Source organism: Kitasatospora sp. NPDC048662, assembly GCF_055587065.1.
In genome coordinates, this window is sequence record NZ_JBVJHA010000009.1 from 208,943 (window position 1) to 223,680 (window position 14,738).

Here is a 14,738-nt window from a genome sequence, read left to right on the forward strand (position 1 = left end):
AGCATCCCACGGCAGGATGGACCGGCAGGTCACCGGGGTCGGCAGCGGCCATTTCGCTACGGCGGTCGGCAACTCGGGGGAGCCGGCCGGGCGGGGTGGCCGGCTGGATCAGGTCGGGCAGAGTTGGCCGGGTGGTTGACGGGCGGCCACGGGACGGAGAGGCGAGAAAGCAGATGGACAAGTCACTGCCGCGGGCGCAGCGCGAGCACTGGGAGCGTACGTACTCCGCGCACCCCGGCATGTACGGGGACCGGCCGTCGGAGTCGGCGGAGTACGCCGCCACGGTATCCCCGCCCGGGGGAGCCGTACTGGAACTCGGCGCCGGCCATGGACGTGACGCGCTGTTCTTCGCCCGCCAGGGCTTCACCGTCACCGCAGCCGACTTCAGCCCCGTCGCCCTCGGCCAGCTCACCGCACGGGCCGAAGCCGACGGTCTGACGGTGACCACCCTGGTGCAGGACGTCCGCCGGCCGCTGCAGCTGCCGGACGGGTCGGTCGACACGGTGTACGCGCACATGCTGTTCTGCATGGCGCTCTCCACAACCGAGTTGGAGGCCCTGGCCCGGGAGGTACGGCGGGTGCTGCGGCCCGGAGGTGCACTCGTGTACACCGTGCGGCACACCGGCGATGCGCACTACGGGGCCGGGATCGACCACGGCGACGACATCTGGGAGCACGGCGGTTTCGCGGTGCACTTCTTCTCGCGGGAACTGGTGGACCGCCTCGCGGAGGGCTGGGGCCCGGCAGAGGTCGAACCGTTCGAGGAGGGCGATCTGCCGCGCCGGCTCTGGCGGGTCACGCATCGTCGGACGGATTGAGACGCGGCGCTGGGCGCGTGGGGGGCTGGGTGCGTGGGGCCGGCCATGTAGGGCCCGCGGGTGCGTGCTGTGTGTGGGTGGGGTCTGTGGCGCGCGGTACGCCGGTCGATTCTGATACGGGCGCCGGCCCGGGCCGGGGACGCGCCGGCGCGGTGAGGGGTGCGGGGTGGTCACCCCGCACCCCTCACCCGGCGGGTCAGTGGCCGGTTCGGCCGCCGGTTCGGTCGGGGGACAGCCTCAGCGCGTGGGTTCCAGGGAGCCGGACGCGGCCGTGGGGTCCGCCGACGTGCGCTGGCGCATGGCCGCGGCGGACGGAATCAGGGCGGCCGCCAGCAGCGTGACGACGAGGAACGAGACCGTCAGCGAACTCGCCTGGGCGATGCCGCCCACCACGGCCGGGGCGACCAGACCGGAGGTGTACGTGATGGTGGCGACGCCGGCGATGGACTGGCTCGGGTTGCTGCCGGCCCGTCCGGCGGCGGCGAACGCGAGCGGAACCACTACGGCGATGCCTATGCCGATCAGCGCGAACCCCGGTATCGCCAGGTACGGACTGTGGGCAAGGACCACCAGCAGACCGCCGACGCCGGCGACCACGCCACTGACCTGTACGGTGCGCACCGGGCCGAGGCGTCGGATCACCGCATCGCCCGCCAGGCGGGCTGCGGCCATGGTGGCGGCGAAGGCCGTGAAGCAGGCGGCGGCAATCGATGCGGAGGCGCCGGTGATGTCACGCAGGTAGACGCCGCTCCAGTCCATCGACGCGCCCTCGGCGAAGACCGCGCAGAAGCCGACCAGGCCGATGACCAGCGCCTCCTTCGGTGGCAGTGCGAAGCGGGGCGGTGCCTCCTCGTCGGCGGTCGGCCGGACGTCCAGCACGCCGCGCGACACCACCTGTGCGAGCAGGACCAGAACCAGTGCGGTCACCGCGTACTGGATCCGGGCGTCCACCTGTCGATGCGCCGCCAGCACGCCGAAGCCGGAGGCGACCAGGCCGCCCAGGCTCCACATCCCGTGCAGACCCGACATGATCGACCGGCCGAGCCGCTTTTCGACCTCGACGCCCTGGGCGTTCATCGCCACGTCCGACATGCCGGACGTCGCGCCATAGAGGAACAGCGAGAGGCAGAGGACCACCAAGTGCGGCGAGAGCGCGGGCAGCGCCAGCGAGAGGCACCACAGCGACAGCAGACCCTGCAACGCGGCCCGGGCGCCGAAGCGGTGGACGATGCTTCCGGCCAGCGGCATCGCGAGCGAGGCACCGACCGCCGGGAACACCAGCGCGAGACCGAGCTGACCGGGACTCAAGTCCAGCTGGTCCTTGATCCAGGGGATGCGGGTGACGAAGGTGCCGGTGACGGCACCGTGGACGGCGAACACCAGCGCCACGCTCAGCCTTGCGCGCCGGACATCCTTGAGAGTTTCGCCCATGCCGGGCTCCCCCTTGGGTCGGTCGGATTGAATAAACTATCAGGGACCCTGCCTGATAGAAACCTCTGGAAGGATGCAGGCTCATGACGACCGCTCGCACTGCGACGCCGAGCACCGCCCGGGCCATCAACGACCGGCTCGCCCTCGACCTGCTGCTCGAACGGGGCCCGCTCACCGCATCCGACCTGCGAACGCTGACCGGGCTCTCCCGGCCCACCGTCGCCGACCTGCTCGAACGCCTCCAGCGCAGCGGATTGGTCGCCCAGGCCGGCGAGAGCGCCGCACTCCGTCGCGGCCCCAACGCCCGGCTGTACGGGCTGGTCGCCGATCGTGCGCACCTTGCCGGGATCGACATCCGCGCCACCGGCGTCAGCCTGGTGGTCGCCGACCTGACCGGACGCACCCTCGGCACGGCCACCATCGCGGCGCCGCCGGCATCGACGCCAGCGCCGACGCCGGTGCCGAGCGAGGCCGGGGGGCTGGGGCGGCCGTTGACGTTCGCCGACGGGGCGGCAGACGTGGCAGGGGCAGTCGGAGGCGGTGACGGTGCGTCGATGCCGACCGGGGCGGGAGCGGCCGTGCCCGCAGAAGGAGTGGCGGGGGACGGCGATCTGCTCGTCGAGCGGACCGTCGAAGCATTGCTCGCGACCGCCGCCGCAGCCGGCGCCAAGGAACTGCACACCGTCGCGGTCGGCGCGCCCGGTCTGGTGGACCCGGTGAGCGGCGCGCTCAACAACTCCGGGAAGCTGCCCGAGTGGCACGCCAAGCTGCTTGCCGCCCTGCGAGCACGCCGCGGGACCGAGGTGATCCTCGAGAACGAGGTGAACCTGGCCGGGATCGCCGAGCACCGGATCGGCGCCGCCCAGGACCGGAAGGACTTCGCCCTGATCTGGCTCGGCCACGGCGTCGGCGCATCGGTGGTCCTGGACGGCCGGCTGCGGCGCGGAGCCTCCGGCGGCACCGGCGAGATCGGGTTCCTGCCCATCCCCGGAACCGGAGGCCTGCCGGACGCCACCCGATGCGACGGTGGCTTCCACTCGCTGGTCTCGAGCGCCGCGATCTGCGAACTCGGTGCCCGCCACGGCCTGGAGGCCGAGCCCGACGGGTCGGAGCCCGGGGCCGAAGCCGTCGTGCGACTTGCTGTCCGCGGAGGGGCCGACGACTTCCTGGAGGAACTGGCCGGACGCATTGCCGTCGGAGCCTCCTCGATCTGCGTGGTGCTCGACCCGGGCTGTGTGGTGCTGGGCGGTGAGATCGGCCAGGCAGGCGGCCCCGAACTGGCTGCCCGAGTCCAGCGCCATCTCGCTCGGCTCTCCCCACTCGCCACCGAGGTCCGCGCCGGCACGGCCGGTGGCGGCGCCGTGCTCGCCGGCGCGGTGCTGACCGCCGGGGACGCGGTACGGCGCGAGCTGTTCGGAGGCGAGTGAAGCTCCAGCCGTGGCCAATACGCGGACTGGGTGCCGGCGTTCTGTCCCGCTGGCGGGTTGCTGGGGCGGGCAGTCCCCGTATGGGTAGTGGGCCGGGGGTGAGCAAGGCCTTGGCGGGACTGGAGAGGTGGAGCAGTCGCTGATTGCTGCATGGGCGTGGTCGCCGGGAGGTGCGGCGCGGTCGAGGCCGGGGCGCATCCGGAGGCCCGGCCGCGTGCGCCCGGACGGCGGTTCGAGGAATGCCGGAGGTGGGGTGCGTACCGGGCTGCTTGCCGGTACGGCAGGATGACGGAGTCTGTCCCTCCTTTCGCGAGCCGCCCAGGAGCTGCATCCATGGCCATCCCCGACCTGCCTGTCCACCCGTACCGCATCGGCGAGGCGGCCTCGATGCTCGGGGTGAGCGCCGACACCATGCGGCGGTGGGTGGACGCGGGGCGACTGCCGGCGACCCGCGACGAGCACGGGCACCGCATCATTGCCGGGGCCGAACTCGCCGCCTTCGCCCGTGAGTTGGCGCGCCCCGAGAACAGTGAGGCGGAAGGCCGGTCCTCAGCCAGGAACCGATTCCCGGGGATTGTGACCGCAGTAGTGCTGGGTGACGTGGCCGCACAGGTGGAGATCCAGGCCGGGCCGTTCCGAGTGGTCTCGCTGATCAGCCGCGACTCCGCAGAGGAACTCGGCCTGGTGCCCGGCGCACCCGCCACCGCCGTCATCAAGTCGACCAACGTTGTCGTCGAGCGCCGCTGACCCGCTGCCCGGCCGGTGAACCGATGCCGCTGGTGCAGCGGCTTCCCGGGTCGGCCCGGCGCGATGCCCGCCGCCAGGTATCGGAGGTACCTGCACAGCGTCGAACGGGCGCGGCCTAGGATGCGGAGTTCTGCGGCCCACCGCTGGCGAGGCGGCCCGTGGTGTGAGCCACCCGACCGTGCGAGAGGACGACCCCGTTGAAGAGCCGCGTGCGCGCCGTTGCCCACCGTGGTGACCCGTACCAGCACCGCGAGAACACCCTGCCGGCGGTCAGCGCCGCCCTCGCGGCGGGAGCGGACGCCGTGGAGGTCGACGTCCAACTCACCAAGGACGGTGTTCCGGTCCTGCTCCACGACCGGACCCTGGAACGGTTCTGGAACGACCCGCGCCCGATCAACCGCGTGACCTCCGAACAGCTCGCGGAACTGGCCACACCCGGTCTGCGGATCCCCGCCCTCGCCGAGGTACTCCCGATCGTCGCGCAGACCGACGGCCGACAGTTGCTGATCGATCTCGATGACGCCCAGCCGGCCGCCGCGACCTGGCGGACCGTCAGCGATCTCGGCCTGACCGACCGCGTCGCATTCTGCGGACCCGTCGCCGCGATGCTCGCCGTCCGGGAGCTCGCACCCCAGGCGGAGATCTCGCTGACCTGGAACCGACCTCAACTGCCCAAGCAGCGGCTGCTGGACGAACTGCGCCCCAGCTACCTCAATCCGCCCTTCGGACTGGTCGACGAGCGACTGGTGGCGACCGTGCACGACGCCGGCCTCGCCCTCGCCACCTGGACCGTCGACCTGCGCAGGACGATGCGACGAATGCTCGACCTCGGCGTCGACTCGCTGACCTCCAACCGGGTGGCCCTGCTGCGCCGGACGATCGACCAGCACGCCCGCTGAGCCACCGCGCTCGGGCCACGCCATCGGCCGGGCCCGGCCCGGGGCGGCCGCTGTGCTGTCGCCGCGCTGCATCGATTCGACGTCGGCGTCGGTACCGCCGGCGTGGCCCTGGTCGACCTTCGCCATGCTGAAGCCGATCGCGGGCTCGACAGTAAGGTGCCGGGCCTCGCTCTGACGCCGGAGTCGGTGTGCGGGCAGCGGCGGTGTTCTGCGTGCGGTGCCCGCCGTGGGCCGAGTCTCCGGGCTCGGTGAGCCTCGTGACATCCCGCTGCTGTCGGGCTCGCGAGCGAGCGGTCGGGGGAGGCGCCAGCGTGCCTTCTTTCGTGCGACGTCAGAGACCCGGGCGGCCGCCCTGGCGAGGAGGGTGAGGGTGGTGGTGCAGACAGTGATGGCAAGTGAGGTCACGGTGTGTCCGATCTGCCTGCCGATCCGGCAGCGTGTTGGGGAGTGCGAGGGTGTGGTGGGTGATAGGGCTCCGGGCCGGAGACGGGTCGCCCGGACAAGTTGATGGCCCGTTCGCCGGCAGCGCGAGCGGCGGCGCGCCGCTCCACAGGCGACTACCTGCTGTGACGGCTGATATGTGCTGCAATGACACGATCACGGCGGCGCGTGGGCGGCGGAGGTGGCGGTGGCAACGGAGGGCTCCCCGGAACCACACGAACCGGACGAGCACGCCGGGCCGCCGACACCGTCCGGCGGCGAGGATGGCCCCGAGCAACCCAGTGTGAACGACCCGAATCGTGGCCCGTCAGCGGCCGGCCCGGATGACAACTCCGGCGCGCCGGGACCAGATGATCGCAGACCATCCGCTGGTGGAGACGCCGGTCCAGCCGATGATGGTGCAGCCGGTGGGGCCAGCGGAGGGCAGGATGACGGCACTGTCTCCGGTGGGAAAACCGGGGAGAGCGGCCGGGGCCATTCCGGTGCGGTGCCAGCAACTGGCGAGCGGTCGACGCCAAGTGAATACACCTCCATAGATGCTGAGGGTTCGTCGGAAACAGGTGCGGTGGTGGCCACCCGAGTTGCGGCGCCGGACGATCGGAGGCCGGCCCTGATGCTGCCGCCATCCCTTCGTTCCGCTGCCGCCTGGTCGGCTGCGGTGATCCTCTTCATCACCGTTGCCGGGATCGCGGTGTTCGTGGTCGTGGAACTCAGAGCGGCGACCATTCCGATGGTGGTCGCACTCCTGGCCACCGCCCTGCTCTACCCGGTGATGCCGTGGCTGGTGAACCGGGGTGTAGGCCGCGGCACGGCAGCCGGACTGACCTGCGCCACCCTGGTGCTCGTTGTCACCGGCGCCATCGCACTGCTCGTCAACTCTCTCGTGGACAGCGCCCCACAGATCGCTGCGGGACTCCAACAGGCGGGTGACCGGATCGCCTCGTGGCTCGGACCACTCGGCGACAGGATCCATTACGCCCTCCGGCAGAGCGCCGGCTCGGGAAGTAATCTGGTGGATTCACTCGCCAACGGGGTGCTGTCGGGACTCGGCCTGGTCACTCAAGTGTTGACCGGAGGAGTGCTGGCTCTCGCGCTGGTTTTCTTCTTCCTGCGCGATGGCCATCGGTTCGCCGACGCCATTCACGAAATGATGCCGGGCAAGCACTCCGACACGGTGATCGCCTGTGGTCAGCAGGCCTTCGCGGCTATGGCCGGTTTCATGCGTGGCACCACGCTGATCGCGCTGATTGACGCGACGTTCATCTCCATCGGACTGCTGCTCCTCGGTGTCCCGGGTGCGGCCGGACTGGGCGCTCTCGTTTTCATGGGGTCTTACATTCCGTTCGTAGGGGCCTTTCTCTCCGGGACTTTGGCGGTACTCGTGGCGCTGGCGAACGGCGGTCTCGGCACCGCCCTCTGGGCTCTTGGCGTGGTGCTGGCAGTGCAAGCGATCGAGGGCAACGTCCTTCAGCCGGTCATTCAGAGCCGGACCGTCGAACTCCACCCGGCGACGATCATGATTGCCGTGGTGGCCGGCTCCGGGATCGCCGGAATCATCGGTGCGTTGCTTGCCGTTCCGGTCAGCGCGGCCGGCCTCGGTGTGGTGTCTGTGCTGCGCGGCGGCGCGGGGACACCGGGAGTGTCCACGAGCCGTCGCAGGCGACAGCGTTCCGAGAGCTGAGGTGTTCGCCGATCAGAGCTTGCGATGGCGGGTATGGTCGGGCGTTTTCGGACAGGTGCAGATCTGACCGCTGATCAGCGATGGCCTCCCAGTTGAGATCGCGGTCGATACGGGTCGATGGTCGTCTGCGTCACCATCGGGACCGGGTGGTTGGTTGCCCCGGTGGTGGTGAAACGGTCAGGGAGCGGGGAAGTAGGCGGTGAGCCAGCGGTCCAGCTCGGTGAACACCTGGGTCCGGACCGGCTCGGCCGAGAGGACCAGGTCATGGATACCGCCTTCGATACGGATGGTGGTGACGTGCGGGCCGAGACGTGGTGCGAGCGCCGCGATGTCGTCGGCTCGCAGGACCGCATCGGTGTGCATCAGTGCGGGATCCCACCGGCTGGTGACAGTGGAAGCGGTGGAAGCCATCATCAGGATCGGGCAGCTGACGGAGAGCCCGCGCCGGATCGTGCGGTGCCCGCGCTGGATCCCCGCCAGCCAGCCGGCGTAGAGCGGGAAGCCCTCAGCCGGCTTCAAAGCCAGGTCGAAATCCCAGCTACCACGGTGCTCCCGGTGAAGACTGTGGACGTAGTGCGGGTTGAGCGGCGCGGGCAGTTTCCGGGTGGGGGCGGCCCGGCCGAGGGCATCGAGCGCCGGCGCCCCGAGAGTGCGAACTGCGGGTGAGGCAGGCATCGACAGGAACGGGCTATTGAGAAAAAGGCCGTCGACCAGCCCACGCCCATCACGCCGGGACGCCCACAGCGCCGCCACCAGCCCACCGGTGGAGTGCCCGTTCACCAGGACTCGGCTGTGGCCGTCGAGTTCCCGGATCACGCGGATCGCCTCGTCCAGTTCTTCGTCGTACGACGCGAGGTCAGTGACAAAGTTGGGTGACTGGTGGGGCCGAAGCGACCGGCCGTACTTGCGTAGGTCCAGGGCGTAGAAGGAATAGCCGGCGGCGATGAAGTGGTCGGCGAGGTGGGTCTGGAAGAAGTAGTCGGTGTAGCCGTGCAAATACAGCACCGCCTGGCGGGATCCCGGAACCAACCTGCGGACCAGCGTGGCGCTGACCTCTCCTTCCTCGTCAGGGGTCAGTGGGAGCTCCGCCGCCTCGTACGGGGCACCCAGGATGTCTTCGCGGAACTCCATGTCAGCCACACCCACTTCCTGTTCTGCTTCCTGTTCTGCTGCGCCACCCCGGGCCGGGCCGTCCAGGGTGGTGCCGCTTCCGCGACCATACCGGTCGGTAGATCGCTCCGTTTGGGAAGACTGCCCTGGTCGGGCCTAAGCTGCCCGCATGGCTGCCCCCTCTTCAATCGTTCTCCCTCCTGCCATGTATTGGAGGGCTGTCCGATGACCGGTCCGACCGCCGGCCTGCCGGACCCGCGCCCCGTCGAGCGCGAGGTGGCGCTGGGGACAGCCAAGTTGATGCCCGACATCGACGACGAGGGCGGTTGGCTGCTCACCCTCGATGGCACCCCGCAGTCGTATGTCGATCTCCAGGACCCCACGCACCTCGAGTTCGAGTACGTTCAGCGGATTGCCCACCTGCTTGACGTGGTCGCGGACGCCGGAGAGCCGCTCGATGTCCTGCACCTCGGTGGTGGCGCGCTCACCCTGCCCCGCTACCTGGCGCAGACTCGGCCCGGCTCGCGGCAGCAAGTGGTCGAGGTCGACGGGCCATTGACCGAGTTCATCGCGGAGCACCTTCCGTGGCCGTCCGGCATCGACGTGGTGGTCGGCGATGCCCGCTCGGCACTCGAATCCGTGGTGCCGAGGACATTCGACGTCGTGGTGGCTGACGTCTTCCGTGGCTCGCGGACGCCGGCGCACCTCACCAGCGTGGAGTTCGTCCGGCTGGCCGCCGCCACGCTCAGGCCCGGCGGGTGCTTCGCGGCGAACCTCGCAGATGGCCCGCCACTCGCATTCGCCAAGGCCCAGGCGGCCACCGTCGCCGCGGTCTTTGCTCACGTTTGTCTGGTGGCCGAGCCCAGCGTGCTGCGGGGCCGGCGGTACGGGAACGTTCTGTTGATCGGCTCCGATGAGCCGCTGCCCACGGGGGAGCTGAGTCGGCGGCTCGCCTCCGACCCCTTCCCAGCCCGGCTGACGGAATCGCCGCAGCAGGCTTCCGAGCCGGTCACGGATGCGACTGCCGAGGATTCGCCGCCGCCACCGGCCGGGGCGTTTTCGTTGAGCTGACGTGGACAGCGGGCCGCGCGGGCTGCTGTGCAGGAAGTCGTACTTGATGGCGAGCTCCTTTCCGTGGGCGGCGAGGGTGAAGGATCAAGAGTTGGTCGGCGGGGCGGACAGAGACTGAGCATCGGCTGGACGGACCACTGGAAACGGCGGCGTGGGCGGACCGTCCAGCCGACTTCACGCATGGTTGGGCGGACTGGTCGTGTGGTCGGGCTGATCAGTTCGCGGAGAGAACAAGCCGGCGCGCTGTTTCGCGGTAACCGAGAAGTTCGAAAGCGGCGATCATGGGATGGTTGGTGAGGTCCGTATCGGCGCGGATGACAGGTTCCTCAGCCTCGGCGACGAGGACTCTGGTGACCTCGGCGAGGATCTCGGCCACGAAACCCCGTCCGCGGAACTCGGGAAGGACTCCGAGATAACCCACCACAGAAGTGGTGGAGTTGCGTGAGGGGATCCCGAAGCCGACTACCTGCCCCGTGGGCGTTCGAGCTATTCGCCACCAAGAGCGTTCGCCGAGCATGTCGTGGTGGTAGAAGGCGACATCGTTCCGTGCTTGTTTCGCCGGCCCGAGAAGCAGTGCCTCCCGCGTGGTGGCCGCGTCAAGACTTCCGGGCAGGGCCCGGCGGAAAAGGTCGACGAAGACCTCGTCGTCGGGTTCCGGTGCGAACACCAGCCGGTCGGACAGGGTGGGGACCGGTCGCTCCGCGTTCCACTCAAAACGGAGACGCTCGGTGGCGAGGCGGAGACCGGCCACCTTCGCGGCCTCGCTGCGCCACTCCACTGCTGCCGCAGCCTCGGGCTGGCCGCGCCAGCTCGGTGGCAGCAGCAGGTGGTACTCCGGCGGCACGGCCAGGCCGTCTGCGGCGAAGACCTGGTGTGCTGCGGTGAGCAGAGCGGCGGCGACCGCAGCGCGAGGATCGCTGGGTGGCTGGTGCACTGCCGACCCCAGGGTGTCGAGGGCTGTGAGAGCTGTGGCCGCCTTCGTGATGAACAGGGTGTCGGTGGTGAACAGGGCGTCCAAGCTGCGCGGACAGGCGTCGTCGGGCATGCCCCACCAGATGGCGAGTGCCAACGGCACTCGTCCAGGGCCGTCCTCCGCGATCCAGATCCATTCAGGACGGTACTCGCCATCGGCGATGCGGGCGCGGACGAGCTTGGCGGAGATCGTGGTAGACGGGTCGGACCGAAGGCAGGTCAGGACCGCGTCGAGCTCTTGAGGGACGATCGGGCGGAAGATCACAGTGTCTCCGAGGAAGAGGAGTAGGGGACGCAGCCCGACCGCGATGATCCGTGGCGACCGCCCAAGGGACGGCGTGTCAGCTGGACGCGGGGGTGATCGGATGCGCCGTGGGACGGGGCTGAGTTATCGGAACCATCACAGGACCTCCTCTCGGCATATGGCAACGCGGGTGCGAAGCCACTCTGTGGCCGGGCGTGAGTTGGACCGTCGGTAGAGCTGATCCACCGTCAGTGGCCCGAAGCTTAGAGAGGTTGGCGGATGGTTCGCAAAGTATTTTTCGGAGATTCTTTCGCGGGCCTGGCGCGGCCAGGATATCGGCAGTCCCGAGAGCCGTCGTTGGGCGGTGGTGTCTGCATGCCGAGCTGGATCATCCGTCGTGCGACTGTGCTGCTAGTCGCTGTGGAAACGGTCTGCGCGTCGTGAGGTTTTGGCGATAAGCATTTATTTGATGCGCAACGGTTTCCGGTACGTCGACGGCTGGGGCAGGTTACGCTGAATTACTCGAAAGAGTGCATCTGTAAATATCGGCCTCGAGCGCGGTTGGTGCTGACTCGGCAGCGGTAGAAATGCCACCGGCGGCAGCGAACCCGGAAGGAGGTGTCGACCAATGAGCGGGCGGAGTGCCGGGCCGGCGCACGGGGGCGCCGGCCTCTAGCGCCTCGGGCACCTAAGGGGGCGCTGTGAGTCAGATGCGGTCGCCGAGATCGAAGCCGGCTCCGGTCACGGCAGATCGGACCTGCTCATCGTCCAAGGGCTGGGCCGACTCAATGGTGACCTGGCCGGCCTGCGTGTCGACGATGACATCGGTGATGCCTGGCAGCGCAGTCAACTCGGCCGTGACGGTCCGTTCGCAGTGGCCGCAGCTCATTCCTTCGATGGTGAAGGCAGTGGTGATGGACATGGGTTACCTCCGTTGACCTGGTCGGATGTGGCGGGTCGTCCGACTGTGCGGGGCGCCGCCGTGGTGCTCAACGGGCGCGTCGTGAGGGAGGCACCGGGGCGCACTGCCAAATGCCCCCAATGAGTGGTTGCTCGACAGCGGAGGAAGGGCGCCCGCGCCGGTGGGCGCGGGGCAGAGCGAAGCGTGGCGGCTTTCGTCCGTCTCTGGCGGTCATGCCTTGGCAATCAGGCCTGCTGGAAATGTTCGCAATGTGTGGATTTGATCGACAGGTTTCGGGTCATAGGGGCATGGGGTGAAAGCCATATAGAATGCTCGCTTTGGCGCCGGGAAGTGTCAGGAGCTGATCGGTGGAAGTGTGAACCGGATCGGGCTGCGAAGCTCGGAGGGTGGATGCTCGGTGCGACACCGGTGTCATTGGCCTACCTGGAGCTGGCCGGCCAAGGGGAGATGTACCGGTTTCGTCGATCTCTGGATCGGCATGCGGTTTCTGGCGCAGAAGGCTGACTGGTTGGCGGCGACGTCAGGCCTGGACTGTCCAGGATGATAATCATCAGTGGAGCGAACATGGAAGGTGATTAAATGAGTGGATCGGCGGGGCGCATTATTTTTCTCAATGGCACGTCCAGCTCGGGAAAATCGAGCATTGCGCGTGAGTTGCTGGACATTCTCGATGATGAGATCTGGTTCCATCTCGGCGTCGACACTTTCAACGCCATGCGGACCAGGCGTCCGCTGGAGCAGGCCCAGTTCGACGAAGCGCTGAAGCGGACCAGGAAGGGATTTCACCGGTCGATCGCCGCGATGGCGGAAGTCGGCAACAGTGTGATCGTTGACCACGTCCTGAGTGAGCCGTGGCGGCTGTCCGACTGTCTGGATGTGCTCAGGCCCTACCGAGTCTTGTTCGTCGGGGTTCGCTGCGACGTGGAGGAGCTAACGCGGCGTGAGGTAGTCCGGGGTGACCGACCGCCCGGTCTGGCGGCCCACCAGTACGACCTGGTGCACCGTCACGGCGACTACGACTTCGAATGTGACAGTGGAGCGTACTCGCCGCGTGAGTGCGCCGAGCAGATCAAAGCGTTTCTGCCCAACCAGCCAGACTCGACCGCCTTCGGACGGCTGCGAGAAGGCATAGGTCGGTAGCCCCCGGCATCCGAGACAGCCATCCGACCAATGGGTGAGACGAGGGAGTAAGCGAACCAGAGCGAGCCGATTGGCGACTGAGGAGCCCGCTGGGGGCCAGGTCCGGACGCCATGCGGTGTCCCTCGAACTGTCCTCATTGGGCGTGGAGAACTTGGGGGGCGGGAGCTCAGGGAGATCCGCGAGAGCTGTCGTCAGGGGGCCGGCCGTGGCGGTTGGTCTGCAACTCGAGCTCGGGCGAGCCGTGGTGACGGGCTGATCAAAAGACGAGGTGACGGTGTGTCGGAGGGGAACGGTGTGAGGCAAGTTCGGGTGGCGGCGGCTCAGTTCGAATGTGTGCCGGGAGATGTGGGGGCGAACGTCGAGCAGATCACGGCGCTGGCGCAGCGGGCGCGAGAGGCTGGCGCGTCTGTGGTGTTCGGTCCGGAGTTGTGCCTCACCGGATATGAGCTCGGAATGATAGCCGCAGATCGGGGGCTGTGGACGGAGCCGGATGACGTGAGGCTCGACCCGGTGCGGGGCATCGGCATCGCAGTGGTGGTCAACGGCCCCGCTGCGGGGCCGGGGGATCGACCGCAGATCGTCAGCACCGTGTACGGGCCGGACGGGGGCGTGGTGACGACGTACGCGAAGGAGCACCTGTACGAGAACGAGCAGGAGGTGTTCACCCCGGGCAGCGGTGGCGGCCGGTTCTGGCTGGATGGGATCGGCTTCTCACTGGCCACCTGTTTCGACAACCACTTCCCGGAGGTGACGGCACGAAATGCGGCGCTGGGATGCCAGGTGCATCTCGCCAGTTCTCTCTATGGCACCGAGGGCGGGAGGGAAGAGCGGCGGACGGTGCATCCGGCGATAGCGAAGGCGACCGGTATGCAAGTGATGCTGGCCAACCATGTCGGCGTCGCCGGGCCGTGGACGGGCTGCGGAGGCAGTGCTGTGTGGGCTCCGGACGGGTCTGTGGTGGCGGAGGCGGACGAGACCGGTCCGCAGGTGCTGGTGGGTGACCTGGAGGTGGGGATGAGCAGTTGAGACAGGCGGGTAGCCGGCGGTGGGTGCTGGGCGTCAGCGGTATTTGTCGTCGGGCACCCGGTCGGCCAAGTCGTCGAGAACAGTGAACTGGACCGCCTCGCGCAGCGGCTCGTCGGGCACGGCGTCGTCGAACTCGGCCTCGGCGTCCTCGTCCGGGTAGACCAGGTGCACGGCGGCCTCCTCGGCGCTGGCCGCCCCGCCGTCGGGGCCGACGTCGGAGCCTGCGGTGTCGGTTCCGTCCTCTACCAGGCGCCCGGCGCGCGGGGACGGCCCTTCGGTCCAACGGTCGTCGACCGTCTCCGGGGTGTCGTCGGGTTCTTCTTCGGACAGCAATTGGTCCAGGGACTCCCCGCGTGCGGCCTCCCCGGGTGTTGTGCCGTACGCGGTCGCACCGTAGTACCCATCGGGAGGGATGACTCCGGTGTCCAGCGGGTCGTTGTCGAGCCGGTCCGTCAGCAGGGAGTCGGCCGGTTCGAGAACGCCGTCGTCCTCGGCGGGTTCCGGGTCCTGGGCGTCCCAGTCGGTCATGACAGCACCTGTCCTCGTCACTCGGGGTGAGGTCCCACCCAGCTTCTTCATGCTCGCCAGGGAGCCACCCGGCTCGCAACACGGCGCGGTGGCAGCGGCCTGAGAAGGCGGTGCGGGACGGCCGGCCAGCCGGGCGTTGGGTGGCGTCGCCGTTCGCGCGGCTCACGGCGGGAGACACGCCCTCGCGGCGTGGATCGGAGGAGGTCTGTGCTGCTCAGGGAAGCGTCAAGGCGGACGGCGTCGGCGTAGCGATGGCGTCAACGTGCGGGGCGGGGCGGCT

13 protein-coding genes are annotated in these 14,738 nt (G+C 69.0%); 8 read left to right on the top strand and 5 right to left on the bottom strand.

Going from position 1 to position 14,738, the window contains the following annotated elements:
- Positions 1-173 precede the first annotated feature (173 nt).
- On the top strand, positions 174-818 hold the full coding sequence (locus ACZ6R9_RS24315; protein WP_465540307.1) for a class I SAM-dependent methyltransferase: 645 nt from the start codon (positions 174-176) through the stop codon (positions 816-818).
- 237 nt (positions 819-1,055) lie between these two features.
- On the opposite strand, the gene ACZ6R9_RS24320 is transcribed toward ACZ6R9_RS24315, so the two are convergent.
- The gene (locus ACZ6R9_RS24320) at positions 1,056-2,249 is read right to left on the bottom strand and encodes an MFS transporter (RefSeq protein ID WP_465540309.1); all 1,194 of its coding nucleotides are present in this window, start codon (positions 2,247-2,249) and stop codon (positions 1,056-1,058) included.
- 83 nt (positions 2,250-2,332) lie between these two features.
- Here ACZ6R9_RS24320 and ACZ6R9_RS24325 point away from each other — a divergent pair, with 83 nt between their 5' ends.
- The 4 genes from ACZ6R9_RS24325 (at position 2,333) to ACZ6R9_RS24340 (ending at position 7,444) form a co-directional block, all read left to right on the top strand.
- Positions 2,333-3,676: an ROK family transcriptional regulator gene (locus ACZ6R9_RS24325; RefSeq protein WP_465540311.1), complete on the top strand. Its 1,344-nt coding sequence runs from the start codon at positions 2,333-2,335 to the stop codon at positions 3,674-3,676.
- A gap of 333 nt (positions 3,677-4,009) precedes the next feature.
- On the top strand, positions 4,010-4,423 hold the full coding sequence (locus ACZ6R9_RS24330) for a TOBE domain-containing protein (protein ID WP_380478597.1): 414 nt from the start codon (positions 4,010-4,012) through the stop codon (positions 4,421-4,423).
- 197 nt (positions 4,424-4,620) lie between these two features.
- Positions 4,621-5,322, top strand: coding sequence for a glycerophosphodiester phosphodiesterase (locus ACZ6R9_RS24335; protein ID WP_380478595.1), 702 nt, complete (start codon positions 4,621-4,623; stop codon positions 5,320-5,322).
- 1,054 nt (positions 5,323-6,376) lie between these two features.
- Positions 6,377-7,444, top strand: a complete 1,068-nt coding sequence (locus ACZ6R9_RS24340) for an AI-2E family transporter (RefSeq protein ID WP_465540352.1) — start codon at positions 6,377-6,379, stop codon at positions 7,442-7,444.
- Between the two features lie 177 nt (positions 7,445-7,621).
- Here ACZ6R9_RS24340 and ACZ6R9_RS24345 read toward each other — a convergent pair whose 3' ends face one another.
- Positions 7,622-8,575 (bottom strand): alpha/beta hydrolase, encoded by a 954-nt coding sequence (locus ACZ6R9_RS24345; protein ID WP_465540354.1) that lies wholly within the window; start codon positions 8,573-8,575, stop codon positions 7,622-7,624.
- 204 nt (positions 8,576-8,779) lie between these two features.
- Here ACZ6R9_RS24345 and ACZ6R9_RS24350 point away from each other — a divergent pair, with 204 nt between their 5' ends.
- Entirely contained in the window at positions 8,780-9,625 is an 846-nt protein-coding gene (locus ACZ6R9_RS24350) for a spermidine synthase (protein ID WP_465540313.1), read from the top strand.
- A 214-nt stretch (positions 9,626-9,839) separates the two neighbouring features.
- Here ACZ6R9_RS24350 and ACZ6R9_RS24355 read toward each other — a convergent pair whose 3' ends face one another.
- The gene (locus tag ACZ6R9_RS24355) at positions 9,840-10,862 is read right to left on the bottom strand and encodes a GNAT family N-acetyltransferase (RefSeq protein ID WP_465540315.1); all 1,023 of its coding nucleotides are present in this window, start codon (positions 10,860-10,862) and stop codon (positions 9,840-9,842) included.
- Positions 10,863-11,547: 685 nt separating this feature from the next.
- Positions 11,548-11,763: a heavy-metal-associated domain-containing protein gene (locus ACZ6R9_RS24360; RefSeq protein ID WP_380478587.1), complete on the bottom strand. Its 216-nt coding sequence runs from the start codon at positions 11,761-11,763 to the stop codon at positions 11,548-11,550.
- Between the two features lie 579 nt (positions 11,764-12,342).
- Between ACZ6R9_RS24360 and ACZ6R9_RS24365 the strand changes: the two genes are divergently transcribed.
- Complete coding sequence (locus ACZ6R9_RS24365) at positions 12,343-12,903, top strand: chloramphenicol phosphotransferase CPT family protein (protein ID WP_380478585.1); 561 nt, start codon at positions 12,343-12,345, stop codon at positions 12,901-12,903.
- Between the two features lie 310 nt (positions 12,904-13,213).
- Complete coding sequence (locus ACZ6R9_RS24370) at positions 13,214-13,930, top strand: carbon-nitrogen hydrolase family protein (RefSeq protein WP_465540318.1); 717 nt, start codon at positions 13,214-13,216, stop codon at positions 13,928-13,930.
- Between the two features lie 33 nt (positions 13,931-13,963).
- Here the strand turns inward: ACZ6R9_RS24370 and ACZ6R9_RS24375 are convergent, their stop codons facing one another.
- The gene (locus ACZ6R9_RS24375) at positions 13,964-14,458 is read right to left on the bottom strand and encodes a DUF5709 domain-containing protein (protein ID WP_380478581.1); all 495 of its coding nucleotides are present in this window, start codon (positions 14,456-14,458) and stop codon (positions 13,964-13,966) included.
- Positions 14,459-14,738 lie beyond the last annotated feature (280 nt).

Coding starts and splice junctions, on each gene's coding strand:
- ACZ6R9_RS24330 (WP_380478597.1), top strand. CDS start 4,010: ATGGCCATCCCCGACCTGCCTGTCCACCCGTACCGCATCGGCGAGGCG.
- ACZ6R9_RS24320 (WP_465540309.1), bottom strand. CDS start 2,249: ATGGGCGAAACTCTCAAGGATGTCCGGCGCGCAAGGCTGAGCGTGGCG.
- ACZ6R9_RS24350 (WP_465540313.1), top strand. CDS start 8,780: ATGACCGGTCCGACCGCCGGCCTGCCGGACCCGCGCCCCGTCGAGCGC.
- ACZ6R9_RS24340 (WP_465540352.1), top strand. CDS start 6,377: ATGCTGCCGCCATCCCTTCGTTCCGCTGCCGCCTGGTCGGCTGCGGTG.
- ACZ6R9_RS24375 (WP_380478581.1), bottom strand. CDS start 14,458: ATGACCGACTGGGACGCCCAGGACCCGGAACCCGCCGAGGACGACGGC.
- ACZ6R9_RS24325 (WP_465540311.1), top strand. CDS start 2,333: ATGACGACCGCTCGCACTGCGACGCCGAGCACCGCCCGGGCCATCAAC.
- ACZ6R9_RS24365 (WP_380478585.1), top strand. CDS start 12,343: ATGAGTGGATCGGCGGGGCGCATTATTTTTCTCAATGGCACGTCCAGC.
- ACZ6R9_RS24360 (WP_380478587.1), bottom strand. CDS start 11,763: ATGTCCATCACCACTGCCTTCACCATCGAAGGAATGAGCTGCGGCCAC.
- ACZ6R9_RS24345 (WP_465540354.1), bottom strand. CDS start 8,575: ATGGAGTTCCGCGAAGACATCCTGGGTGCCCCGTACGAGGCGGCGGAG.
- ACZ6R9_RS24315 (WP_465540307.1), top strand. CDS start 174: ATGGACAAGTCACTGCCGCGGGCGCAGCGCGAGCACTGGGAGCGTACG.